Source organism: Nocardia cyriacigeorgica, from assembly GCF_029868385.1.
Classification (GTDB): Bacteria; Actinomycetota; Actinomycetes; order Mycobacteriales; family Mycobacteriaceae; genus Nocardia; species Nocardia cyriacigeorgica_F.
On sequence record NZ_JARWNX010000032.1, the window covers coordinates 39,233 to 63,195 of the forward strand.

Consider the following 23,963-nt stretch of genomic DNA (forward strand, 5'->3'; position numbering starts at 1 on the left):
ATCGCATGAGTGAAGAACGGTTCGAGGTTCGACGGCAGATCGCGGCACGGCCCGCCGAGATCTTCGCCCTACTGTGCTCACCCGAAGGGCATGTGTCGATCGACAGCTCGGGCACGCTCCAGTCCGCGGAAGGCGAATCCGTCACCGCCGTCGGCGATGAATTCATCGTGCATATGGATCGCGAATCGCTCAATGACTTTCCCATGGGAAAGTACGACGTCACGGTGATCATCACCGCGTTCGAACAAGACGCCCATATCGAGTGGACGGTCACCGGAGTAACGGAGACCCCGGTCGAACATCGCTACGGCTACCGTCTGGAGCCGAGCGAGATCGGCTCCCTGGTGACCTCGTACTACGACTGGAGTCAGATCGCGGCGCCCTACCGCGAAATGGGGGTCTTCCCGATCATTCCCGAGTCGGGGCTGCGGGCCACGCTCGGCATTCTCGCCAGAACCGTGGCGAAGAAGTAGGCGATCGGTCGCGCCGGTGGGCATTGCCAGCAGATGCCCACCGGCAGGTACCGGCACCGTATCGGATCGGAGTGCGGCGCTATTTGGTGGCCACGATGACGGTTCTGCTGTCCAGGTCTACCGGACGGCCATCGAAACCGCCCGTGAATGTCACCGCGCCGAATCCGGCTGCGCGGAGCGCTGTCTCGAGCTGTGGGCGGGAATACATGGTGAGCCGCCCCAGTCGCGACCATCCGGGCCGCGTCCAGCGGAGTTCGAGTTCTTGGGTGGTCCACTCGTATCGGGCGTAGCCGACGAGATCGGATCGTCGCAGAATCCGCGAACTCACCGATTCGTTGCCCTTTCGCACCCGGTGCTCGAAACATTCGAGGGTATCGATGTCCATGACCAGCTTGCCTCCGGGCGCGAGGACCTCGGCCCAGGCCGCGAGGGCGGCAGAGTCTTCCTCGCGGGTGCCCAGCAGGCCGAAACTGGTCCACAGATTCAGAATCGCGTCGTAGGGACCGGCTGGTGGTGTGCGCATATCCGTCAGGACGAACGTAGAGTCCGGGTATTGACGGCGGGCATCATCGAGTTGGTCCGGTGAGTTGTCGATGCCGACGACGCGATAGCCGCGCCGACCGAGCGGTCCGGCGTGACGGCCGAAACCGCACGGGACGTCGAGTATTCGCGCCCCGAGTGGCAATCGGAGCAGAGCGACGATCGCCTCGATCTCCCTGTCGGTGTCATCGTAGATGCCCAGCATGGAGAAGGTTTCGCGAAACCCTGCGTCGAAGAAGTCAGCTGCGCATTTTCCTCGCGCAGTGCGATCGAATGGGGTCATCGCGACCGGCCGAAGTGGTCCGAGGCCGGGCTCGTCGGGTGCTCGACCGAGATCTTCATTGCTCGCTCCTCGAAGCCGCACGCGAACGGATCACTTCTCGTCGAAATCGGTATGAGGAGTGTGGCGTGGGACCGATCACCGGTCAAGGAGTCGGCCTTCCCATACGCGGGGGATCCGTCGAGTGGAACTGCTTGCGACGCAATCGATGTGAATTCCGGTATGTCCCGCCGCCGGTCACCGATCCGGCGGCGGGACATACGCTCAGTCGGCTACGTATCGGGCGCGGTGTTCGGAATGCTCACGTTGTCTGCGAATGACGTACCGGCCCGGGTGGCTTCCCGTCGCGCCGTGCTCGGGATGCATGAGGTAGGCGACGGCGTCGGCATCGAAGATGCCGAGCGCAAGACCGGTGGGATCGGCGACGTCGGTGGTCCAGCGGCAGGTACCCGGTTCGGCGACCAGGGCGTGCGGATTGCCGCCGGCGGCGCCGCGGAGCACTTCGATGCCGTCCGGTGGGACGGGCCGCCACTGTGCGTCCGCGCGCGGCGTCACCGAATCCAGGAGATGGAGCGGGACGACGATCAGATCGCCCTGCGCGTACATCCCGCGAATGACCGGGATGCGGACGGACTGCTCGAGCTGGTCGAGGACAAAGGGTTCGGTCATGGGTATCACCTCAGGTGCGATGGCAGAGTTGGGCGTATTGCGGGCCGGTGAGGCCGTAGGTCCAGGCCGCGGCGTCGACGGGGTCACTGAGATAGCCGGGGACGGTCAGGCCGTATCGGCGGCGGGTACCGTCGCGTTCGACCGAACCGTTCACCGCCACCAGGACCCGCTGGTTACGCGACAGGTCGTAGAGCATCAGTTCGAATCCGTGATTCCCCGGATCGGGGGCGGTGGTGAGCAGCGCCATCCCGGATTCCTCTAGGTAGGCGGGCCAGCCGAGCCGCTCGATGGCGCAACGTCTCACCTCGATATTGGTTTCACGGTCGATGGCCTCGGCGGTGGGATCGGTGATCACCCACGACGGCACGCGGGTGCCGTGCCAGAAGTACAGCTCCCAGCCGTCGGCGTAGCGGACAGCCGGTCCGTCGGCACAGTGCAACCGCACTTGGCCGAGGTCGTCCACTTCTTCCGTTCGCAGCGTTTCGGGACGTTCCGAGACCACGCACAGGTTCTTCTCCGGCCACCATGGTCCGCAGGTCGCGGCCACCGCGGCCCAGAGTTCCCATGCGCGTGCACGTTCGGGTGCGCGGTTGGGTGGAAAGTCGGCCCATACTGCACCCGATGCGCAGTGAGTGGTGGTTCGCGACATCGAACTCGGCGGCGGATCGGCGGCCGCGATGATGCGTCCGAGGGTGCTGTTCCAGAAGGTGCTCAGCGGCCCGGTCACATAATGTTCGAAGGGGGCGAGGGTGGCGGCCCAGTCGTCGTAGGCCTGCCGCGACATTCCGACCGTCACCCGCGTACGGCCGAGTATTCGCGAAAGATACTGCACTACAGGGTGTTCCGATACCGAAGCCGGTCGGATTTCGGTTTTCGCCCCCGGTTCACCGGTCGACCGAGCGATCAGCGGTGAAGTGACCCACCGGAAACGCGGTGGACCGAGTCCGGCGAGTTCGTAGATTTCGGAGATCGCCGCCTCGGCGGCCTTCCGATCGGCTGGTTCGGTGGACAGAATCCGGCCGAACCATTTCTTGCGGAGATGCGCAGCTTCCCGCTGCCCGAGACCACTCACCGGATGACGGTGGTGTCGTCCTTTCCAACGATCATGCGATCAAGATTGACAGATCACTCGTGAATCAGCAAGCAAGCCTGTGAATACATGGGCCAGAAGCGTTGCCACCTTTGGCGAACTACAGATCAGCGGCGTCAGCGCGCGCGATCGTCGACATCTCGGTCGCCGTCGCGTTCGGCTGCCGCGAACAGGATCTCGGCAGCCGCGCGCGCCCTGCGTGCAGCCTCGGGGTCGTCGTGCATCGCAGCGGTGACCATCGCGCCGTTGGCGAGAATCAGCAACTGGTCGGCAAGAGACTCTGGCACTGGACACTCGGCGAGGAGTTCGGCCAGATACTCCCGCACCGCACGCTTGTGCTGCCTGGCGATCCGACCGACATCGTCGGAGGTGCCGCCCAGCTCGCCCACCGTGTTGATGAAAAGGCAGCCACGGAAGCCGGGCTCGGAGAACCAGTCGAACAGAAAGTCGAACACGGCCAGTACCCGGTCTCGCGGAGTCTGTGCGCGCGCGTCGACGAAATCCACGATCGCCGTCCGCACTTCACGGTCGCGACGCGTCAGCACGGCACACACGATGTCGGCCTTCGAAGGAAAGAGCCGGTACAGCCGCTTCAGCGGAATATTCGCCGCGTCCCGGATGGCGTCCATCCCCACCGCCTGCACCCCGCGATCGTTGAACAGGCGATCAGCCGCGGTGAGCACTCGTAGCGCGTCGGATTCGGTCGGCACAGCGGACTCCCTTGCGTCGAGAACCATCGTTCTCCTATGCTACTCGAGACCGGTGAGAACGATCGTTCTCACGGCTCACTCGATCGCACATAGGAGAAACGAAATGACTCGAGAAGCTGCGACCAAGACCGCCGTGCTCGTGCTGAGCGACCCCAACGGTGGTGACGAAGCACTCGGCCGCGTCTTCAATGCACTCGCGGCGGCCTACGACTTCGATCAGGCCGGCGACGAAGTCCGGGTACAGTTCCACGGCGCGGGTACCCGCTGGCCTGAACTGCTGAGTTCGCCGGAGCACCCCGCCTACGACGTCTACCAGGCGGTCCGCCACACCGTCGCTGGCGCATCGTGTGGATGCTCCGATGTGTTCGGCAGCAGCGAAAGCATCCAGGCCAGCGGCATCGACCTGATCAAGGACAACCCGCTGCCTGGCACCTCCGGCCTGGCAAGCCTGCGCACCCTCGTCGACGACGGCTACGCCATCCTGTCCTTCTGATCGTGGAGCACTACTTCGCCCTGACGTTCGGACCTGACGAGCAGACCCACCAGCGTCGTCAGGGCTCGCACGGCCGCTACGAACACATGCTCGACGCCGCATCCGCGCCCGACGGCATAGGCGAGGCCGAGGCCGAGTTCCTGGCGCTCCGTGACAGCTTCTACCTCGCCTCCACCGGCCGCAACGGCTGGCCGTATGTCCAGCACCGCGGCGGTCCAGCAGGTTTCGTCAAGGTACTCGGCCCGACCCGATTGGCGTGGGCCGAGCGACCAGGCAACCGGCAGTACATCACCGCCGGCCACCTGGATCATGACGACCGGATTGCGATGATCGCCATGGACTACCCGAACCGTAAGCGGCTCAAGCTCCTCGGGCACGCGCGGTTCGATCCCGACCCCAGAGCCGAAGTCCTCGAACAACTGGGAGTGGACGGCAAACTCGAAGGACTCATGACGGTCGAAGTCAGTGCGTTCGACTGGAACTGCCCGAAACTGATCACGCCGCGGTTCACCGCGGACGAAGTACGGGCACTCACCGATCCCCTGCGACAACGTATTCGGCAATTGGAGGCCGAACTCGCCGCAGCGCGTACCGGTGCCGCAGTCGAAGTAACCGGATAGTCGGGCACCACGACGTCGCTGTCGGTCAGGCGACTCCTCTTCCTACTCGACGCGACACTCGCCCGCATCGAAGCCGTCAGCATCGATGCGGGCGCGTCGTCGATATCGCAGCCGCGGCAAGCGTGCACTCAACCTCCACCTTCTGCCGTGGGAAACTTCGCCCTGGCTGCTGATGGATGCGTTGCCGTCGTGCACGGATGCCCGATCCCGTGGCATCGGTTACATACGCTTGTCAGGCGACCTGCTCATGGCCGGTCTCACCCCGCGCTGACCGGCTCCCCGCGAGAACACGCCGGGCATTTCGGAAACTCTCAGGTTCACCGACAATGATGTGGGTTTGCCGATGACGCCGGATATCCACGTCCGGCTCTACCATCAGGGCAGCAGGCAACGCGAAAGCGAGCGAAAGGCGTGGTGAACGCACGGTGAGCAATAAACCGGGTCGGAAGAATCCGCTGGCGGCGGCCGAGCGCGCCGACCGCAACCGCAAGATCGCCATCCAGGTGGGGATCGCCGCGGTGCTCGTCGGCCTGGTCGCCGCGATCGGTATCGGGATCGCCATGCGCGGCTCCGACGAAGACCTCGGGCCGATCCCCGGCGTGATCGCGGGCAGTCCGGCCGCCACCAGTCCGGGCGCCGCCCCCGTGGAAGCTCAGGACCCGCAGGAGTCCACCGGCGCCATCCGCATCGGCAACCCGGACGCGAAGGTCACCGTGCGTGTGGTCGCCGACCTGCAATGCCCGATCTGCAAGCTCTTCGAGGAAGCCAACGGCCAGGTGCTCGCCGACGGCGTCGCCGACGGCACCGTCAATGTCGAATACAACATCGCCGCGTTCCTCGACCAGATGTCGAGCACCGAGTTCTCCTCCCGCGGCGCCAACGCCGCCTACTGCGTCACCGATACCGGCGTCGACAAGTTCCAGGCCTGGTTGCAGGCCGTCTTCGCCCAGCAGCCGCCGGAGGGCGGCGCGGGCCTGCCGGATGAGACATTGATCCAGATCGCGCAGTCGGTCGGGTACACCGATCCCGGGATCGCGCAGTGCGTCACCGACCGCAAATACGACAAGTTCGTGACGGCCAAGTCGAAGCAGCTGCTCGACGAGGGCATCAAGGGCACGCCGACCGTGTTCGTCAACGGTCAGCAGGTCCAGGCCCGTGAGGCGTTGTTCACGCCGGGTGGGCTGGCGCCGGTGATCGCGGAGGCCGCGGGCCAGTGATCGCGGCTGCCCCCAGATCTGCCTGGGTTCTCCTGATCGGCGGTCTGGCCGGTTGGATCGCATCGTTCGTCTTGACCGTCGAACGGTTCAAACTGTTCGTCGACCCCGCCTATCAGCCTTCGTGCAGCCTCAACCCGATCCTGTCCTGCGGTTCGGTGATGACCACCGATCAGGCCGCGCTGTTCGGATTCCCCAATCCGATCATCGGCGTCGCGAGTTTCGCGGTGGTCGTCACCCTGGCCGTGCTCGCGGTGGCCGGGGTGGCGCTGCCGCGCTGGATCTGGGTGGGGCTGTGGCTCGGCACCATCGCGGGCACCGTGTTCATCTGCTGGCTGATATTCCAGAGCCTCTACCGGATCGGCGCGCTGTGCCCCTACTGCATGGTCGTATGGGCCATCATCACCCCGCTGCTCGCCGTGCTCACCCAGACGCTCTGGGGCGGTTCACGCGGGCCGATGCGGGTGGTTGCGGAATGGCGGTGGACCTTCGTCGCACTGTTCTACGCGGTGGTGCTGGTGCTGATCTTCCTGCGGTTCCAGGACTACTGGCTGTCGCTGGTCTGAGCCGGACCGCCGACGGGTTCAGTTCGGTGTCCCCGTGCCGAGGACGACGCGGACGGTCCGCTCACCACCCGGCCCGGTGACGCCCAACCGCACCACATCCTGCGGTTTGCGCTGGTTGATCGCGGCGCGCAGGGCACGGGCGGTGGTGATGGCGCGGCCATCGATCGAGGTGATGATCTCGCCGTCGGCCAGCCCGGCATCATGTGCGGGCAGACCGTAGAGTGCCACGTCCACCCGTGCACCACTGGGCCGGGCATCGGAGATCAGTACGCCGAGTGTGGCGGTCGGGCCGATGTGCACGGTCTCGGTGGGTGTGCCCGAACGGATCTGGCGGACCACCCGCATGGCGGTGTCGATCGGCACCGCATAGCCGATCGGCGGACGTTGCGCCTGCATACCGGGGTCCTCGTCGTCTTCGTGGTCGCCGGAGGCCGCCGCGATGACGCCGACCACCGAGCCCGCGTGATCGGCCAGCGCACCGCCGGATTGGCCCGAACTCACCGCCGCGGTGATCTCGACCATCCCGGTGAGCGCCTTACGGGACAGATCCGCGGAATTCAACGCCAGGATGGTGCTGTCGAGATCGGAGATGCGCCCGGCCACCGCGGTCGGTGCGCCGGTACCGCCCGCATTGCCGATGGCGAGCACCTCATCACGTAACCGCAGCCCCGACGAACTGCCGATCCTGGCCGTGCTCAGGCCGGTCGCGCCGACCAGACCGAGCAGCGCGATATCGGTGCTCGAGTCGTAGCCGAGCACCTCCGCCTCGTAGACCAGGCCGTCGGCGACCCTGGTGACCTTCACCGACTCCGCGCCTTTGACCACATGGTGGCTGGTGAGCACCTGACCGTCGGCGGTCAGCACGATGCCCGATCCGGCGGCGCCGACACCGAACGGTTTGGTCGAGGCGTTGATGTTCACCAGCACCGGTTCCATCCCGGCCGCGACGAGCACCGGGTCCAGCGGCGGACGCGGCGCCACCACCGCGGGCGCGGCGGCGGGCACCCGTTCCAGCATCGGCCAGCCCGGCAGCTCGCCGCGATACCCGAGGAAGGCCGCGACGGCCAGGATCGCCGCGACGATCGCCGCACTGACCCGGCCCGCACGACCCCGCCCGCCGGGACGCTCATCCCGCCGATAGTCGCGCGAATCCTGCCAGTCGCCGTCCATGCGCCTCCCGCTTCACCCGCAGCCGATCACTCCATTGTCGCCCGAGCACGTCCGTCCAGACCCATCAATTCCTGGTGACGGCGGTGAACTGCGGAAATGATCGACCGCGGATCAGCCGGGCCGGCCGCGCCGCAACCGGATCAGCCGATGGTGCGGCCGTTCGGGTTTGGGCAGCGGTGGTGGGGCGTCCCCGGTGGGAACCTCCACGTCGTAGCGCCGGATATAGGCGCCGGCGAAGGCCTGCAAGGTGGCGGTGACCGGTATCGCCAGCAGTGCGCCGGTCGGCCCGAGGATGGCGGCACCGGCGAGGACCGCGCCGAAGGCGACGGCGGGATGCATATCGAGGGTGGTCGCGGTGATCCTCGGTTGCAGCACATAGTTCTCGAACTGCTGGTAGAGGATGATGAAGCCGAGCACCCACAGGCCGTCGGGCGGATTGTTGACCGCGGCGACCACCACCGGCAGCGCACCGGCCAGATAGGTGCCGACGGTCGGGATGAACTGCGAGACCACCCCGACCCACAGCGCCAGCGCAAACGCCGACGGTACGTCGAACACCCGAAGCATGATGTAGTGCGCCAGCGTCGATACCAGCGCGAGCAGCCCGCGCGAATAGATGTAGCCGCCGGTCTTCTCCACCGCGATATCCCAGGCCCGCAGCACATGACGCTGTTTGCTCGGCGGCAGCAGTGAGCAGACCGCATTGCGGAAACGGGGGCCGTCGGCGGCGAAGTAGTAGGTGAACAGCAGCACGCCGAGGGCTTGGAACAGCGCCGCCACCGCGGTCGTTCCGATGCCCCAGACATTGCCGGCCAATCCCACCGCGTAACCCTCGAGGCTGGAACTCCACTCGGTGGCGTAGGACTCGATATCGTCGCCGGACATCTCGGTCTTGAAGGTCCTGTTGATCAGGTCGACCGCCTCGTCCGCATAGTGCGGGGCGTTCTCGGCCAGCGTGGTGACCTGTTCGACCAGCAGCGATCCCAGCGTCCACACGAACGCGACCACCACGAGCAGCAGCGTCAGGAACACGACGCCGGTGGCCGGGCCGCGCCGCCAGCCATGCCTGGCCAGCCAGTTCACCGACGGCTCGATGGCGAAGGCGAGGAACAGCGACACCATCAGCACCGTCAGCAATCCCTGCAACTGCTGTAGCAGCCAGAACGCCGCGACGAACCCGGCCACCGTCGCCGCCGCGAGCAGGAACGCACGCAACAGCCACGGTGGTGGATTCATCGAGCCCGCGGAATCGGCCCTGTCCCCTTGTGTTCGGTCTTCCTCGGCAGCCACCCCGCCAAATTACCCACGTGCCAGCGGTGGCACTCTTCGACGCGTCACATGGTGGCGGCGTCGATGACGAAGCGGTACCGCACGTCGCTGGCGACCACCCGGTCGTAGGCGCCGTCGATTTCGTCGGCGGCGATGACCTCGATCTCGGCGGCGATGCCGTGCGCGGCGCAGAAATCCAGCATCTCCTGGGTCTGGGCGATTCCGCCGATCATCGAACCCGACAGCGAGCGCCGGTACCCGGCCAGCGTCCCCGGACGCACCGACAGCGGCTGCTCGGGCAGGCCGAGGATCACCAGGGTGCCGTCGAGGGCGAGCAGGCGCAGATACGAATCGATCGGCAGATCGGCCGATACGGTGTTGATGATCAGGTCGAACTTGCCGCGCAGATCGCGGAAGGTCTGCTTATCGCTGGTGGCGTAGTAGTGGTGCGCGCCGAACCGTTTGCCGTCGTCCTGTTTGCTCAGCGAATGGCTGAGCACGGTGACCTCGGCGCCGAGGGCCGCGGCGATCTTCACCCCGACGTGCCCGAGACCGCCCATACCGATGATGGCGACCTTCTTGCCCGGCCCGGCGTTCCAGTGCCGTAGCGGGGAGAACAGCGTGATGCCCGCGCACAGCAGCGGGGCGGCCGCGTCGAGGTCGATGCCGTCCGGGATGGCGAGCACGAAATTCTCCGTCACCACGATCTGGGTGGCGTAGCCGCCGAGGGTGAACCCGCCGGGCTGCACCGACTCCGGCACCGTGGTGTTGTAGGTCATGGTCGACCCACCGGTGCAGTACTGCTCCTCACCGGCCAGGCAGGCCGGGCAGACCCCACAGGAATCCACCATGCAGCCCACGCCGACCCGATCGCCGACCTTGTGCCTGGTCACCGCCGAACCGACCGCGGCGACGATCCCCGCGATCTCATGGCCCGGCACACACGGATAGTTCGCACCACCCCATTCGTTGCGCGCGGTGTGGATATCGGAGTGACAGATCCCCGCGTACTTGATGTCGATCAGCACATCGTGCGGACCCAGCTCACGACGTTCGATGGCGACCTTCTCGAACGGCGCGTCCGGTCCGGCCATGGCGTAAGCGGTAGCAGTACTCATGCGTCCATGCCTACCGTCGCATACAAGGGTTTGCCAACCCTGTGCCCGATAGTGCCGTCCTGACCGGCGTCGGCCCGGCAGGTCGCTGTGATCGACCTGCCGCGGCCGCAGCCATATCAGCCCGCCGGGCGGGTGACGCGGCGGGAGCGTTGGCGAGCGCCTGCGGGGGCGGCGTCCTCGAACGGACGGTGGGTGCCGGTGTTGTGACCTCGCGAGTTGTGGCCGCGCGACTGGGTGGGTCGGTCGGGGCGGCCGGGAGCGCGGTGCGTTCCGGTGTCGTGGGTGCGGTCGGTGTGGCGGGCTTCTCCCGCACCACGGGCACTGTCGCGACGCTGGCCTTGTCCGGCCGAACGGTTGCCCTGTCCGGCGGAACGGTTGCCGTGGTCGGCGGAACGGCGCCCGTCCAGCCGGTGCTCTGTGGTGGTGCGACCTGCCGCAGGGCGGCCGCGGCGCGCACCGCCGTTGCGGCGTCCGGACACGGCCGCGCCACCCCCGCGATGCTCGGTGAGGTTCGCGGCCGGGCGGTTGCCGCGACGCGCGCCACGGGCGCCGGAGCCGCGGTTGTCCGCGCGATCATCGGCCGCAGCGGCACGGTGCTCGGGTGCGGCGATCGCGCCGACCAGGGCGGTCACGGCCGGGGAGTTCGCGCTCGCACGCTGCGGAGCGACGGTCAGTCCGGCCTTGCGCAGCAGCATGGCGACATCCTTGCGCTGATCGGGCAGGACCACCGTGACGACGTCACCGGAACCGCCCGCGCGAGCGGTGCGGCCCGAACGGTGCAGGTAGGCCTTGTGTTCGGCGGGCGGGTCCACGTGCACGACCAGTTCGACGTCGTCCACGTGCACGCCACGGGCCGCGATATCGGTGGCGACCAGAACCCGGGTGGAACCGTCGGCGAAGGAGCTGAGGTTGCGGTCACGGGCGGCCTGGGAGAGGTTGCCGTGCAGATCCGCGGCCGGAATCCCGGAGGCGGTCAGCTGCTTGGCGAGCCTGCGGGCATGGTGTTTGGTCCGCATGAACAGGATGCGCCGGCCGGTGCCGGAGGCCAGTGCGCGCACCAGGTCCTTCTTCGCATCGGCGCCGTCGACCTCGAAGACGTGATGGGTCATGGTCGGCACCGGGCTCGCGGCCGTATCGACGGAGTGGGTGACCGGCTTGCGCAGGAACCGCTTGACGAGCCGGTCCACCTCGTTGTCCAGGGTGGCCGAGAACAGCAGCCGCTGCCCGTCGGCGGGTGTCGCGGTCAGAATGCGGGTGACAGCGGGCAGGAAGCCGAGGTCGGCCATATGGTCGGCCTCGTCGAGGATGGCGATCTGCACGGCATCCAGCGCGACGACGCCTTGGCGCATCAGATCTTCGAGTCGGCCGGGGCAGGCGACGACGATATCGGCGCCCGCGCGCAGTTCGCGGGTCTGCCGGTTCACCGGCACCCCGCCGAAGATGGTGACCACGCGCAGCCCGCACGGACGGGCCAGCATGTCGACGGTGGCCGCGATCTGGGTGGCCAGTTCCCGGGTCGGCGCGAGGATCAGCCCGGCGGGCCGGCCCGGCGCACTGGTGGCCCCGGCGAGCCGTTCGACCATCGGAATGCTGAACGCGAGGGTCTTACCGCTGCCGGTCTTACCGCGCGCGAGCACATCGCGTCCGGCCATGGTGTCGGGCAGGGTGGCGGCCTGGATGGGGAACGCGCCGGTGATACCGGCCGCGTTCATCGCCTCGACCAGCGAGGCCCGCACACCGAATTCGGCGAACGAGGAGGTGGGCACGGCAACAGAAGGTGTATCGGACATGGAGATAGTGGGTGCCTTTCCGGCATCGGAGCGAGACCGCAGCGTCGCGCAGGACAGGAGTCCTCACCCGATGGTGGCAGCGCCGCGATGACCGGCGCGAAAGCTTGATATCCACGACGGAGTTCGGGACGTGCGCGAACGATCAGCGCACAGAACCTCCGCAACCCTACCCCATCCGTGCGGTCGCGCGCTCGGTCCGACAGCGACACTTGCGCGCCACGGTCCGACTACACCCTCTCATCAGGACTGGCCGGTTTCGGTGTCCCTGCGGCGATCTGGGCGATGCCTGCCCGCGTCGTTCCGACGCGAGCAGCAGCCGCACCAGGCCCCGCAGTGACATCACTCACCCATGCGGAGCTCCCGCCTCGACGCCGACATTGCGCAGCGACTGCACCAACGCCGTCCGCAACCGCTCCTGCCGCACCCCGCTGTACAGCGCGGTATCGAATTCGACCTGAACGGTCATCCGATCGCCCACGGTGAAGACCGTCATCTTCGGTGCCATACCGGACGACATCGCGAAGATGTCGTCGCGCACGAAGGTCAGCTCGGCGGGCAGCGAATGTGCGGGCAGCCGACCGATATTGGACACCACGAGCGAGGGTTTGGCGCACAGGACGGCGGCGAGCACCGGGTCGTCGCCGGTCCGCTGTCCGGCGAGCAAAACGATCGCGTGCTCACGCCGATCGAGGCAGTCCCGCATCCCCGCTTCCACCGCTCGCCCCAGCTCGAAAGGATCCGCGCCCTCATCCACCGAATGCCCTGTTCCGACGCCGGAGGCCCAGTTCACGACCGTGGCGCTCGGCAGCGGTGGCACCACCTGCGCGCGTACATCGGCGGCGTGCCCGATGGTCAGCAGCAGCGGGCCGTCCGCGTCGAACACCGCGCGCAGCGCGACCAGCGCGGCGGCGCTGAACAGACTGTTGACCGAAATATCGTGCGCGCGGGCCGATTCGATGAGCGCCACGGTGTCATGCGGATCGAGTTCGACGCGCAGCATCGCGAAACGACCGCGCGGACCGTCGGCCTCGCTTCCATCGTGCGGCAGCGCGGCCGGAGCCGCATCGGGCCCGGCCGCCGCCACCTGCGCGGATACGGTGGCGAGCCAGGCCGCCATGGTGTCGTCATCGATGACGTCGGCCATCCGCGCATCGGCCGCCGGGGGCAGATCGTGCTCGACGACGCGCGGGATCGGCGAACCGGCCACATGCGCGGCGTAGTGTCGCCACAGCTGATCGAGCAATGCGAAAGCGGACCTGCCGTCGGCGATCCCGTGATGGATGGCGAGCACGAGCTGCTCGCGATCACCCTCGCGCAGCACACGGGCCGAGAACAGCCCGTCCGACCAGGTGGGTCGTTCGTTGACCAGCCGGAAGTACTCGCCCGCACCACCGGGGCACACCTCGAGTCGGGGCCGGAATTCGTCATCGACGACGAAGTGCCCGTTGCCTTCCGCATCGAACACCACCCGGCTGCGCAACAGCGGATGCGCGGCCGCGAGTTCATCGAGCACGAGCCGGAGTATCCGTTCGTCCACACGGCCGGTGACAGTCGATCCGATGTAGAGCGGCATACCTCCGGTGACGATGCTGCCGAAGGTGGCCTCGGCGGCGAAGTAGGTGGTTTCGAAGTGTGAGAGCGGGCGTTGCGCGTTCATCGTTGGATCTCGTTTCCGTACGTGGGTCCGACCTGCACGCCTCAACGTACAGATGTTTCAAACATTTGTCACTGACAATCGTTTGAAGCACCTGTAACAAACATCCGTACGAAAGCTGTTAGAGTACGGCGGTGGGAACACGCGAGGATCTACTCGACGCGGCGAAGAAGTGCCTGGCCGAACGCGGCTACGCCCGCACGACGGTGCGCGATATCGTCGCGGCCTCCGGTACGAACCTGGCCGCCATCAACTACCACTTCGGCACCCGCGACGCACTGCTCTACCAGGCGATGATGGAGTCCAGCGGTGACGCGGTACAGCAGATCCTCGATTCGCTGCCCGCCGAAGACCCCGACGATCCGACCGCGAGGCTGGACGCCTTCCTGGCCGCGCTCATCGGCTCGTTCAGCACGAATCCGAGCCTGTGGTCGGCCAATATGGAAAGCCTCGCCCAGGTGCTGCACTCCCCCGAACTGCGGGCAGAGGTCAGCAAGGGGCAGGACCGGGCCCGCCGCGGTTTGGCCCGGTTCGGCAACGGCGACGACGCCGTCGGCGCGGTCCTCCAGACCCTGATCTGCGGCTTACTGATCCAGTGGGTGATCAACCCGGACGGCGTCCCCGCACCCGACGAACTCACCGCCGGCTTGCGCACCCTCACCGAGCGGATCTCGCCACCACAGTGAGATCTCCGTCGATCATGGGCGTGCGGTCCCGGTGAACTCGCCGCGGCATTCGATTGCCCACAGCGGTAGCAGCGCACGACAAAGGCCGCCTCCCCGAATGGGAAGGCGGCCCTGCCGTGTCGACTATTCGGCCGCAGCCGCTTCCGCTTCGGCGCGCCGGCGCACCCGCCGCGCCGCCGCGACCATATTGCGCAGCGAAGGCTCCAACTGCCAGTAGTGCCGGGTCTTCAGACCACCATCCGGATTCGCCCACAGCCGTTGCGGCGTGACGGCCTCGGCCGCGGCGGTGAGCAGTTCGTCCAGCTCATCGATATCGGGGATACGCGCCGAACGGCTTTCGTACACACCGGGTCCGACACCGTGACTGAGACCGTGCCCGGAGGCGCAATCGTCGGTGAGCGCCTTGAGCACCCATTCGATGGAACGGGTGGCCACGATCGCGGTGACGTCGGCGTCGAGCTGTTCGATCGCCTCCACCACCTCGGCACGACCGGAATACCCGATATGCGTGTGGATCTGGGTCTCCGGCTTGACGCCGGAGGTCGCCAGCCGGAACGCACCGACCGCCCAACGCAGGTACTCCGCACGACCGTCCGGTCGCGGCGGCAGCAGTTCGCGGATGGCGGGCTCGTCGACCTGGATGATCGAGATCCCGGCCCGTTCCAGATCCACCACTTCATCGCGGATGGCCAGCGCCACCTGATCGGCGGTCTCGTACAACGGCTGGTCCTGCCGCACGAACGACCGCGCGATCATGGTCACCGGGCCGGTGACCATGCCCTTGACCGGTCGATCGGTGAGCGACTGCGCATAGCTGATCCAGTCCACCGACATCGGCGCCGGGCGGGAGACGTCGCCGTAGATGATCGGCGGCCGCACGCATCGCGAACCGTAGACCTGCACCCAACCGAAATGCGTGGTGGCGAAGCCGTCGAGCAGTTCGGCGAAGTACTGGATCATGTCGTTGCGCTCGTGCTCACCGTGCACGAGCACATCGAGACCGATGTCCTCCTGCAACCGGATGGTCGCCTCGATCTCGGCTTCGATCCGCTTGCGGTACTCGTCATAGGACAGCCGACCCTCGCCAAGGTCGTAGCGGGCCTGACGGATCTTGGCGGTCTGCGGGAACGAACCGAGCGTGGTGGCCGGCACCGGCGGCAGATTCAGCTTCGCCTGCTGGGCCGCACGCCGCTCGGCATACGGTGCGCGCTCACGCATCTGCGGTGTGATGGCGTAGACCCGTTGCCGCACCGCGTGCTTCTGCTTGAAATGCACCTCGGTCGGGCGTTTGCGCCATTTCTCCGACGGCCCCTCGGTGAGCGCCTTCGCCAGCGAAACGACCTCGCCCACCTTCTGTTTCGCGAAGGCGAGACGGTCGGCGACATTGCCTTCGATGTCGTACTCGGCGAGCACGTCGTAGGGCACGTGCAACAGCGTGGTGCCGGTGGAGACCACCAGGTCCGGGCAGACCTCGGCCAGTTCGTTAAGGTATTCCAACGTCACATAGCGGTCCGCGCGCCACACGTTCTGGCCGCTGATCACGCCCGCGTAGAGCCGCTTGCGGCGGATGCCGGGAACCTGGGCCAGATCCTCCGGGCGCATCCGGAACGAGGCCAGGTCGAGGCCGATGGCCTCGACATTGGTGCGCGCCAGGATCCGCAGCGCCTCACCGAAATCGCCGTACTGTCCGGTCACCAGGATGCGCGGACGCAGCGGCGCCTTCGACAGCCGCTCGTAGGCGCGCTCGAACAGGGCGAGTTCGGATTCGGACCGTTCACTGGTGAAGCACGGCTCGTCCAGCTGCACACAGGTGGACCCGCGCTTGGCCAGGATCTCGAACAGCTGCTCGTACACCGGCAGCAGCTTGTCCAGCAGCGTCAGCGTGTCGAAGCCGCCCGATTCGCCGGGGACATGCCCGGCCTTGGACAGCAGCAGCAGCGACATCGGGCCGAGCACCACCGGCCGCAGCTCGATCCCGCGCGCCATGGCGCGATCCCATTCGTCCAGCAGCGCCTCGGGATGTAGCGAGAACTCGGTGGTCTCGTCCAGCTCCGGCTGGCGGTAGTGATAGTTGGTGCCGAAGAAGCGCACCAGCTCCAGCGGCGGCAGATCGGGACGTCCGCGCGCCATCAGGAAGTAGAAGTCGAGGGGATCCATCCCCTCCTGCAACTCCCGGAAACGCGCCGGGACCGCACCGAACAGCAGCGCGTTGTCCAGGATGTGGTCGTAGAAGGAGAAGGTGTTGCCCGGCACCTGGGTCAGCCCGGTGGCGGCCAGCTCACTGAACTGACGCTCCTGGATATCGCGGCCGACGGCGAGCAGCTCGTCGCGGGTGATCGCGTCGCGCCAGTACGCCTCGAGCGCACGCTTCAGTTCCCGGTGCGGCCCGATCCGCGGATATCCGAGGACGCTCGACCCGAAACCATCGGTGACGTTGACCATGAGCGGGATACTCCCTTCGATCCGCCTCTCCGCGGTTTCTGCGGGCGGCTGAGTGCGACCTTACGAGATCAGCCGACGCCGTAGGGCCGGGGCAGGCCGACTCGCGTTTCCGCTACCGCCGTCCGTCGCGCACAACGGCAGCCGAAACGCGAGCCATCTTGCTACTTGCTGTTGTACTGGTAGAAACCTGCGCCGGCTTTCTTGCCGAGCAGTCCGGCCTCCACCATGCGCATGAGCAGCGGCGGGGCGGAGTACAGCGGCTCCTTGAATTCGGCGTACATCGAGTCGGCGATGGACTTGACGGTGTCGAGGCCGACCAGGTCGGTGAGCGCGAGCGGGCCCATCGGGTGGGCGCAGCCGAGCACCATGGCCTTGTCGACGTCTTCCTTGGTGGCGAAGCCGGATTCGACCATGCGGATCGAGGACAGCAGGTACGGCACCAGCAGCGCGTTGACGACGAAACCGGAGCGGTCGGCCGAACGCACGACCTGCTTACCGAGCACCTCGGCGGCGAACGCCTCGGCCCGCTTGGACACCGACTCGCTGGTCTTGAGCGTGGTGACCAGCTCGACCAACGGCAGCACCGGCACCGGGTTGAAGAAGTGCATACCGACGACCCGCTCCGGGTTGTTGGTGGAGACGGCGACCTTCATGATCGGAATGGAGGAGGTGTTGGAGGCCAGCACCGCGTCCGGGTCGGTGACGACCTTGTCCAGCTCGGAGAAGATCGCGGTCTTGACCTTCTCGTCCTCGAGCACGGCCTCGACGACCAGCTGGCGATCGGCGAAATCGCCCAGGTCGGAGGTGAAACGCAGCCGCCAGGCGGCCTGCTCGCGTTCGCGCTCGGTGATCTTACCGCTGCTCACACCGCGATCCAGCGAGCGCAGGATGCGCGCGCGACCGGCGGCGGCCAGCTCCCGGGTCTGCTCGTAGACCAGCACGTCGACGTGCGCCCGTGCACACACCTCCGCGATTCCGGCACCCATCTGTCCGGCGCCGATGACACCGACACGTTGAATCTTTTCGCTGCTCACGTCCAGCTCCTGGGGTAGGTCTTGGCTGTCGGGTTGTCGGCGCCCGGTGGTAACCGGCACCTTCAGTTGATCAAGTTATAGGGATGCCCTCCCGCCCGGGGCTGTTCGGGCGGGAGGGCGGTACACCCCTACCGGGGTAGAGGACTCGCGATGGAGTTGTCGGTACCCATCATGGTTTGCGGCCCGGCTCGGCTTTCCGTGCTCGCAGCGCATGCGACGAAGTCACGAGTCGCGAGCGCGGAAATCCGAGCCATCAGGGGCCGCAAACCCCGCGTCGCCGGAGGCGACGCCGATATCTCAGTGGAACTGGCCCTCTTCGGTGGAGCCCTTCAGGGCGGCCGTCGAGGTGTTCGGGTCGACGGTGGTTGCGATGCTGTCGAAGTAGCCGGCACCGACCTCACGCTGGTGCTTGATGGCGGTGAAGCCACGCTCTTCGGCGGCCTTGAACTCGCGCTCCTGGAGGTCGACGAAGGCGGTCATGCCCTCGCGGGCGTAGCCGTGGGCCAGGTCGAACATGCCGTAGTTGAGCGAGTGGAAACCGGCGAGGGTGATGAACTGGAACTTGAAGCCCATCGCGCCGAGCTCCTTCTGGAACTTCGCGATGGTCGAGTCGTCCAGGTGCGCCTTCCAGTTGAAGGACGGCGAGCAGTTGTAGGCCAGCAGCTGGTCCGGGAACTCGCTGCGGACGGCCTCGGCGAACTTCTTGGCGACCTCGAGGTCCGGCACGCCGGTCTCCATCCAGATGAGGTCGGAGTACGGGGCGTAGGCCTTGGCGCGGGCGATGCAGGGCTCGATGCCGTTCTTCACGCCGTAGAAGCCCTCGGCGGTGCGGGTGCCGTCCAGGAACTCGCGGTCACGCTCGTCGACGTCGGAGGTCAGCAGGGTGGCGGCCTCGGCGTCGGTGCGGGCGATGACGACGGTCGGCACACCGGCGACGTCGGCGGCCAGACGCGCCGAGGTCAGGGTGCGGATGTGCTGCTGGGTCGGGATCAGCACCTTGCCACCGAGGTGGCCGCACTTCTTCTCCGAGGCGAGCTGGTCTTCCCAGTGCGAACCGGCGACACCGGCCGCGATCATGGCCTTCTGGAGCTCGTAGACGTTGAGCGCGCCACCGAAGCCCGCTTCACCGTCGGCGACGATCGGGGCCAGCCAGTTGGCGACCGAGGTGTCGCCCTCGACCTTGGCGATCTCGTCGGCGCGCAGCAGCGCGTTGTTGATGCGGCGCACGATCTGCGGCACCGAGTTGGCCGGGTACAGCGACTGGTCCGGGTAGGTGTGGCCGGACAGGTTCGCGTCACCGGCGACCTGCCAACCGGACAGGTAGATGGCCTTCAGGCCGGCGCGGACCTGCTGCACGGCCTGGTTACCGGTGAGGGCGCCGAGCGAGTTGATGTAGTCCTCGTTGTTGACGAGATCCCAGAGGATCTCCGAGCCGCGGCGAGCGAGCGTGTGCTCCTCGACGACGGTGCCCTGCAACTTGACGACCTGATCGGCCGTGTAGTTGCGGGTGATGCCCTTCCAGCGGGGGTTGGTGTCCCAATCCTGCTGGATTTCGGCAGCGGTCTTCGGGGTGCCGACAGTCGACATCTGTGACTCCACTTCCTCGTTCGGTCGGTGCCGCGCCGTCCGTGGTCCACCGAGGTGGTTTCACTCGAACTGCTGGAGCGGCAATTTGCAGGCTTGCTAGGCCCAAGGGGTGTACTTCCACACGATGGCATATCCAGAAATAGCCGTCTACCTGTTGTAACTGTGAATCTCAGCTAGGTTTCACCCACACTTTGCTAACTCTGCGAAATTTGCGGGCTAATTGCAAGCGTGAAATCTACTCGCGAGTAGTGCTGACATGCGGTTTTAGCGTAACGCCCGTACTGTTTGAGATCGGTCGGCGGTCCCGCGCCCCGCCCAGCCGACGCGCCGGGCTGTGAGCACACTCACAAGGCTTACGGCCGCAGCATTGTGCGACCCGTCACGCGACGACACGCGGGTTCCGCGAGTCGAGGGCTGCGATGCGTCCGCACACCACGGCCCATTCGCCGAAAATCATCCGACCGCCCGGAGCCACACGCGACGCGGCGCGCCGACGATCGCGCGAACCGAGACCGGCGTGAAGGCCGGTCGGGCACGATGGGCGATCGACCGATCGGGCACACTCGATAGCAGCCGACTCCAGGACAATCGTCCAGTTCTCGCGACGACGCGGAGTCCTTCAGACAGGAGCGCCATGCGGACCACCAGGCTCATCGCCGCCATCGCCACCGGCTGCGCCACGGCGGCGCTGCTGTCACCCGGTGCGCAGGCCGCACCGAGCGGCACCGGCATCGTCGATTCCGTCCAGCCGCTGACGTCGGCGGCGACACTGCCCGGCTCGGTGGATTCGGTCCGCATCACCTATTCGTCCACCGGCGCGGGCGAGGTCCCGACGCAGACCAGCGCCGCGGTCTACTTCCCGCCCGGCGCGGCGCCCGCGGGCGGCTGGCCGATCATTGCCTGGGCCCACGGCACCGTCGGCCTCGGCGACGACTGCGCCTACAGCGTCGCCGGACCCGGCGCGGTCGAACGGGACTGGGAGTATCTGGGCACCTGGCTGGATCAGGGCTACGCCATCGTGGCCGCCGACTACGCCGGACTCGGCGGTCCCGGCGAGCATCCGTATCTCAACGGCGTGGTTGAGGCCCACAATGTGGTCGATGCCGTGCGGGCCGCGACCCGGCACTTCGACTCGCTGTCGAACAAATGGGTGGCCGTCGGCCAGTCGCAGGGCGGTGGCGCCGCGGTGTTCACCGCGCGCTACGCCACCGAGTTCGGCGGCCCCGAACTGGACTATCGCGGTGCGGTCGGCACCGGCGTGCCCGCCTACATCGAGGACATCGCGCTGCCACTCGGTCCGGGAATGCCGCCGATCGAGTTGAGCCCGCACTCCACCGCGTATGTGCTCTACATCCTCAACGGTCTGCGCACCACCTATCCGGAGCTGGATATCGAGTCCTATCTGACCGACTCGGGCCGCGATTGGCTCGCCCGCGCCCGGCAGGCCTGCATCGGACCCTTCGGTGACGAACTGAGCGCGAACGACGTCGTGGTCGGCGATCTGTTCGCCCGCCCGCTGAACCAGATCCCGGATCTGCACGGTCTGCTGCGCCGATACATGGGCCTGCCCGAATCGGGCTACGACAAGCCGCTGTTCCTCGGCCAGGGTCTGCGCGACACCGATGTCATCACCCCGCAGACGCTGCGCTTCGCCGCCGTCCTCGCCGCCGCGGGCGAACCGGTCACGCTGCGCACCTACCCGACCGGTCACGACGGCGCCGTCAACGATTCCCTGCCGGACTCGCTGCCGTTCGTACGCGATCTGTTCGCCTGACCGGTTCGGTCCGGCAAACTCCGCGCAGCATTCATCCTCCGGTCACCACGGCGTCATTCGACTCGACGACGATCGCCGGAATTCTCGCTCGGCGAGAAGGCGTGACAAGCAGGAAAGGGGCCGATGGTGGCCAGGATGAGACGGCGATGGCTATTCGCCACGGTGGCAACGGTTTCGGTGGCGGCGGTCGCCTGCGGAACCGATGACGGCACGGCGGGGCCACCCGCAGCAGACGGCTGGCAACGCGATGCCGCGACCAGCTACCACCGGTTGGCCACCTATCCGGTCTTCGGCAACCTTCCCGAAGGTGTCGCACCGAGCACACAGACCGTCGCCGAGATCTCGGCCGTCACCGAGGACGGCAACACCCTGATCTACACCGACGCTCCCGGTAAGCGCATCGGCTTCCTCGATCTCACCGATCCGGCCGCGCCCACCGGAGCGGGTTCGATCTCGCTCGAACAGCTCGGCCACGCCGACGATCAGCCGACCTCGGTCGCGGTCGCCGGTGACCATGTGCTGGTCGTGATCGACAGCAGCGGTGGTGATTTCACGCGGCCGTCCGGCCGGGTGGATATCGTCCGGATCAGCGACCGCACCAAGGTGCACAGCATCGATCTCGGCGGCCAGCCCGATTCCATCGCGATGAGCAAGGACGGCACGCGGGCCGCCATCGCGATCGAGAACCAGCGCGACGAGACCTTCACCCCGGACGGTGGCGAGGAAGGCGACCTCCCGCAGCCACCGACCGGTTTCGTCCAGCTCCTCGACCTGAACGGCGCACCGGACCAATGGTCGGCACGGCCGGTCCGCATCGACGAGGCCGCCGCCCGCGCGGCGGGGCTGGACACTCCACAGGACCTCGAACCCGAGTACGTGAGCATGAATTCGCGCGGCGAGGTGGCGGTGACGCTGCAAGAGAACAACGGCATCGCCATCATCGACGCGGCGAGCGCGACGGTGCGCACGGTGTTCTCGGCGGGCACGGTGAGCGTCGACGGGATCGATACCGCCGACGACGGCGTCATCGACCAATCCGGTTCGATCGAGGATGTCGCACGCGAACCCGACGCCATCGGCTGGATCGGTGACGGCCATATCGCGGTGGCCAACGAGGGCGACCGGAAGGGCGGCAGCCGCGGCTGGACCGTGTTCGACGCCGCCACCGGTGAGGTGGTGTGGGATGCGGGCAACTCCTTCGAGCAGCTGACCGTCCGCACCGGTCTGCACGCCGAGGGGCGCGCCGAGAAGAAGGGACCCGAGCCCGAGGGCCTGGCCGTCACCGAACTGGATGGCACACCGGTCGTGCTGGTGGGGTCGGAGCGCGGCAACTTCGTCGCGGTCTACGACGTCGCCGATCCGGCGGCGCCGAAGTTCCGGCAGATCCTGGCAACGAACGTCGGCCCGGAGGGCATCCTGCCGATTCCCTCGCGCAATCTGCTCGCGGTGTCGTCGGAGGAGGACGTGGCCGATAAGGGACTGCGCGGCGCGGTGACGGTCTTCGGGTACGGCAGCGGATTCGCGGACGAGGGCACGCCGCAGTTCCCCTCGATCGTCTCCGCCGACGGCGCGAACGGCGCACCGATCGGCTGGGGTGCGCTCGGTGCGCTGAGCGCCGATCCGGCCGCCGCCGACCGTCTCTACACCGCCACCGACGCCGCCTACGGCCCGTCCAGAATCCTCGGTCTCGATATCTCGACCCAGCCCGCCGTCATCGACACCGAGCTGGCGATCACCGACAACGGTGCGCCGGTGAACCTGGATATCGAGGGCATCGCCGCCCGTACCGACGGCGGCTTCTATCTCGCGGTCGAGGGTGCGGAAGGCCCGGACAACGCCCTGGTGCGGGTGGCGAAGGACGGCGCTGTCGAACAGCGCATCACTCTGCCCGCGGATATCGGCGCCGAACTGGGCAAATACGGGCTGGAGGGCGTCGCCGTACAGGGCTCCGGCGCCGAGGAGACGGTGTGGGTGGTGTTGCAGCGCGAGCTGGCGTCCGATCCGAAGGGTGTGACGCGGATCGGTAAATACTCCCCCGCCTCGGGCGAGTGGCAGTGGTACGGCTACCAGCTCGACACCACCTCCACCGAGGGCGACTGGATCGGCGTCTCGGAGATCGCGGTCGACGGCGATGCGCTGCTGCTGCTCGAACGCGACAAGCTCAGCGGACCGGACGCCGCGCTCAAGGCCGTCTATCGGGTGGCGATTCCCGGCGAGCCCGGCGTGACCGGCACCGTGGCGCCCACCGTGGTGGACAAGACCCGCGTGCGCGATCTGCTGCCGGATCTGGCCGCCACCAATGGCTGGGTGCAGGAGAAGGTGGAGGGCATGGCCGTCGCCGGTGACGGCGGGTTGTACGTCGTCACCGATAACGACGGCGTCGATGACGCGACCGGCGAAACGGTTCTGTTGCGCGTCGAACTTTCCTGAGTTCCTCCGCGGCGGGCGGCGGGGAATAGTTGGACGCCCCCCCCCCCGGTGTGTGGCACCACACAAAACCCCCCGGGGCCCCCACTTGGGAACAAAAAAAATAACTGGGAGGTCAATATCTGCCCCACTATCAACCTGAAGCAGCACGCGACAGCGGACTGAACCCCGAACCCGCAAGCATAGCAGCTCATCAACAGACACTAAAAAACATCTACCAGCCCACCGGGGTAATGACCGATTTCCGCTAGCAGTGGGCGGCGGCAGCTGTCATTGTGGTTGACGTGACGATCACGGCCATGGACTTCGAACACTGTTACCGAGCGGTCTCCACCAGGGACTCCCGCTTCGACGGGC

20 protein-coding genes are annotated in these 23,963 nt (G+C 67.1%); 8 read left to right on the forward strand and 12 right to left on the reverse strand.

Features of this window, described 5'->3' with window-relative positions; translation table 11 throughout:
• The first annotated feature begins 5 nt into the window (after positions 1-5).
• Positions 6-473 carry a polyketide cyclase gene (locus QH168_RS07225; protein WP_432421053.1) on the forward strand — a complete coding sequence of 156 codons (468 nt, stop codon included), beginning with the start codon at positions 6-8 and terminating at the stop codon, positions 471-473.
• A 79-nt stretch (positions 474-552) separates the two neighbouring features.
• Here the strand turns inward: QH168_RS07225 and QH168_RS07230 are convergent, their stop codons facing one another.
• The 4 genes from QH168_RS07230 to QH168_RS07245 form a co-directional block, all read right to left on the reverse strand.
• Entirely contained in the window at positions 553-1,218 is a 666-nt protein-coding gene (locus tag QH168_RS07230) for a class I SAM-dependent methyltransferase (protein ID WP_280233722.1), read from the reverse strand.
• A 339-nt stretch (positions 1,219-1,557) separates the two neighbouring features.
• A complete protein-coding gene (locus QH168_RS07235; RefSeq protein ID WP_280233723.1) occupies positions 1,558-1,962 on the reverse strand; it encodes a hypothetical protein in 405 nt (134 codons plus the stop codon).
• Positions 1,963-1,972: 10 nt separating this feature from the next.
• Complete coding sequence (locus tag QH168_RS07240; protein WP_280233724.1) at positions 1,973-3,034, reverse strand: DUF6745 domain-containing protein; 1,062 nt, start codon at positions 3,032-3,034, stop codon at positions 1,973-1,975.
• 134 nt (positions 3,035-3,168) lie between these two features.
• Positions 3,169-3,735 carry a TetR/AcrR family transcriptional regulator gene (locus QH168_RS07245; protein WP_348537573.1) on the reverse strand — a complete coding sequence of 189 codons (567 nt, stop codon included), beginning with the start codon at positions 3,733-3,735 and terminating at the stop codon, positions 3,169-3,171.
• Between the two features lie 130 nt (positions 3,736-3,865).
• On the opposite strand from QH168_RS07245, the gene QH168_RS07250 reads away from it, so the two are divergent.
• From QH168_RS07250 to QH168_RS07265, 4 genes are all read left to right on the forward strand, one after another.
• Positions 3,866-4,255, forward strand: a complete 390-nt coding sequence (locus QH168_RS07250; protein WP_280233726.1) for a DsrE family protein — start codon at positions 3,866-3,868, stop codon at positions 4,253-4,255.
• A gap of 2 nt (positions 4,256-4,257) precedes the next feature.
• Entirely contained in the window at positions 4,258-4,875 is a 618-nt protein-coding gene (locus QH168_RS07255) for a pyridoxamine 5'-phosphate oxidase family protein (RefSeq protein WP_280233727.1), read from the forward strand.
• Between the two features lie 425 nt (positions 4,876-5,300).
• The gene (locus QH168_RS07260; RefSeq protein ID WP_280233728.1) at positions 5,301-6,092 is read left to right on the forward strand and encodes a DsbA family protein; all 792 of its coding nucleotides are present in this window, start codon (positions 5,301-5,303) and stop codon (positions 6,090-6,092) included.
• A complete protein-coding gene (locus QH168_RS07265) occupies positions 6,089-6,655 on the forward strand; it encodes a vitamin K epoxide reductase family protein (protein ID WP_280233729.1) in 567 nt (188 codons plus the stop codon). Before QH168_RS07260 ends, QH168_RS07265 begins: the two co-directional genes overlap by 4 nt.
• Before the next feature lie 18 nt (positions 6,656-6,673).
• On the opposite strand, the gene QH168_RS07270 is transcribed toward QH168_RS07265, so the two are convergent.
• The 5 genes from QH168_RS07270 to QH168_RS07290 form a co-directional block, all read right to left on the reverse strand.
• The gene (locus QH168_RS07270) at positions 6,674-7,825 is read right to left on the reverse strand and encodes a S1C family serine protease (protein ID WP_280233730.1); all 1,152 of its coding nucleotides are present in this window, start codon (positions 7,823-7,825) and stop codon (positions 6,674-6,676) included.
• A gap of 111 nt (positions 7,826-7,936) precedes the next feature.
• A complete protein-coding gene (locus tag QH168_RS07275) occupies positions 7,937-9,115 on the reverse strand; it encodes an AI-2E family transporter (protein WP_280233731.1) in 1,179 nt (392 codons plus the stop codon).
• 44 nt (positions 9,116-9,159) lie between these two features.
• The gene (locus QH168_RS07280) at positions 9,160-10,212 is read right to left on the reverse strand and encodes an NAD(P)-dependent alcohol dehydrogenase (protein ID WP_280233732.1); all 1,053 of its coding nucleotides are present in this window, start codon (positions 10,210-10,212) and stop codon (positions 9,160-9,162) included.
• A 116-nt stretch (positions 10,213-10,328) separates the two neighbouring features.
• The gene (locus QH168_RS07285; protein ID WP_280233733.1) at positions 10,329-12,002 is read right to left on the reverse strand and encodes a DEAD/DEAH box helicase; all 1,674 of its coding nucleotides are present in this window, start codon (positions 12,000-12,002) and stop codon (positions 10,329-10,331) included.
• A gap of 343 nt (positions 12,003-12,345) precedes the next feature.
• Positions 12,346-13,659, reverse strand: coding sequence for a phthiocerol/phthiodiolone dimycocerosyl transferase family protein (locus QH168_RS07290; RefSeq protein ID WP_280233734.1), 1,314 nt, complete (start codon positions 13,657-13,659; stop codon positions 12,346-12,348).
• 131 nt (positions 13,660-13,790) lie between these two features.
• Here QH168_RS07290 and QH168_RS07295 point away from each other — a divergent pair, with 131 nt between their 5' ends.
• A complete protein-coding gene (locus QH168_RS07295; RefSeq protein WP_280233735.1) occupies positions 13,791-14,342 on the forward strand; it encodes a TetR/AcrR family transcriptional regulator in 552 nt (183 codons plus the stop codon).
• Between the two features lie 123 nt (positions 14,343-14,465).
• Here QH168_RS07295 and metE read toward each other — a convergent pair whose 3' ends face one another.
• From metE to aceA, 3 genes are all read right to left on the reverse strand, one after another.
• A complete protein-coding gene (gene metE / locus QH168_RS07300) occupies positions 14,466-16,784 on the reverse strand; it encodes a 5-methyltetrahydropteroyltriglutamate--homocysteine S-methyltransferase (protein ID WP_280233736.1) in 2,319 nt (772 codons plus the stop codon).
• Between the two features lie 161 nt (positions 16,785-16,945).
• Positions 16,946-17,818 carry a 3-hydroxybutyryl-CoA dehydrogenase gene (locus tag QH168_RS07305; RefSeq protein ID WP_280233737.1) on the reverse strand — a complete coding sequence of 291 codons (873 nt, stop codon included), beginning with the start codon at positions 17,816-17,818 and terminating at the stop codon, positions 16,946-16,948.
• A gap of 297 nt (positions 17,819-18,115) precedes the next feature.
• The gene (gene aceA / locus QH168_RS07310) at positions 18,116-19,405 is read right to left on the reverse strand and encodes an isocitrate lyase (protein WP_280233738.1); all 1,290 of its coding nucleotides are present in this window, start codon (positions 19,403-19,405) and stop codon (positions 18,116-18,118) included.
• Between the two features lie 634 nt (positions 19,406-20,039).
• Here aceA and QH168_RS07315 point away from each other — a divergent pair.
• Complete coding sequence (locus QH168_RS07315; protein ID WP_280233740.1) at positions 20,040-21,179, forward strand: alpha/beta hydrolase; 1,140 nt, start codon at positions 20,040-20,042, stop codon at positions 21,177-21,179.
• A 123-nt stretch (positions 21,180-21,302) separates the two neighbouring features.
• Positions 21,303-23,609 (forward strand): esterase-like activity of phytase family protein, encoded by a 2,307-nt coding sequence (locus QH168_RS07320; protein ID WP_432421054.1) that lies wholly within the window; start codon positions 21,303-21,305, stop codon positions 23,607-23,609.
• The last annotated feature ends 354 nt before the right edge of the window (positions 23,610-23,963 follow it).